This window comes from Pseudomonas gingeri (assembly GCF_013385425.1).
In the GTDB taxonomy this organism is placed as follows: Bacteria; Pseudomonadota; Gammaproteobacteria; order Pseudomonadales; family Pseudomonadaceae; genus Aquipseudomonas; species Aquipseudomonas gingeri_D.
In genome coordinates, this window is the sequence record NZ_JACAQA010000008.1 from 1 (window position 1) to 1,337 (window position 1,337).

Consider the following 1,337-nt stretch of genomic DNA (forward strand, 5'->3'; position numbering starts at 1 on the left):
GCCAACGCCATTCGTGCCCTCAGCATGGATGCCGTGCAAAAAGCCAACAGCGGCCATCCCGGTGCCCCCATGGGTATGGCGGATATTGCCGAAGTACTGTGGCGTGATTACCTGAAGCACAACCCGAGCAACCCGTCGTTCGCCGACCGTGACCGCTTCGTGCTGTCCAACGGCCATGGCTCGATGCTGATCTACTCGTTGCTGCACCTGACCGGCTACGACCTGTCGATCGACGACCTGAAGAACTTCCGCCAACTGCACAGCCGCACCCCGGGTCACCCGGAATACGGCTACACCCCGGGCGTGGAAACCACCACCGGTCCGCTCGGCCAAGGCCTGGCCAACGCCGTGGGCTTCGCCCTGGCGGAAAAAGTCCTGGCGGCGCAGTTCAATCGTCCCGGCCACAACATCGTCGACCACCACACCTATGTGTTCCTCGGTGATGGCTGCATGATGGAAGGCATTTCCCACGAAGTCGCTTCCCTGGCCGGTACCCTGGACCTGGGCAAGCTGATCGCCTTCTATGACGACAACGGCATCTCCATCGACGGCGAAGTCGAAGGCTGGTTCACCGACGACACCCCGAAGCGTTTCGAAGCCTACAACTGGCAGGTGATCCGCAACGTCGACGGCCACGATCCGGAAGAGATCAAGACCGCCATCGAGACCGCGCGCAAAAGCGAGCGTCCGACCCTGATCTGCTGCAAGACCACCATCGGCTTCGGTTCGCCGAACAAGCAAGGCAAGGAAGACTGCCACGGCGCCCCACTGGGTGACGCGGAAATCGCCCTGACCCGCGCGGCGCTGAAGTGGAACCACGGCCCGTTCGAAATCCCGGCCGACATCTATGCCGAGTGGGACGCCAAGGAAGCCGGCCGCGCTGTCGAAGCCGAGTGGGACCAGCGTTTCGCGGCCTACTCCGCAGCCTTCCCGGCTGAAGCCAATGAGCTGGTGCGTCGCTTGAGCGGCGAGTTGCCGGCTGACTTCTCCGAAAAAGCCTCGGCCTATATCGCCGAAGTCGCGGCCAAGGGCGAAACCATCGCCAGCCGTAAAGCCAGCCAGAACACCCTGAACGCTTTCGGCCCGTTGCTGCCCGAACTGCTGGGCGGTTCGGCCGACCTGGCCGGTTCCAACCTGACCCTGTGGAAAGGTTGCAAGGGCGTCAGCGCTGAAGATGCCAGCGGCAACTACATGTACTACGGCGTGCGTGAATTCGGCATGACCGCGATCATGAACGGCGTGACCCTGCACGGCGGCCTGCTGCCTTACGGCGCGACCTTCCTGATGTTCATGGAATACGCCCGTAACGCGGTACGCATGTCGGCGCTGATGAAGAA

At 62.7% G+C, this 1,337-nt stretch carries 1 protein-coding gene; it reads left to right on the plus strand.

What is annotated here, in order from left to right:
* The coding region (tkt, locus tag HX830_RS13470) for a transketolase (RefSeq protein ID WP_371317496.1) at nucleotides 1-1,337 on the plus strand (1,337 nt) is incomplete at both ends.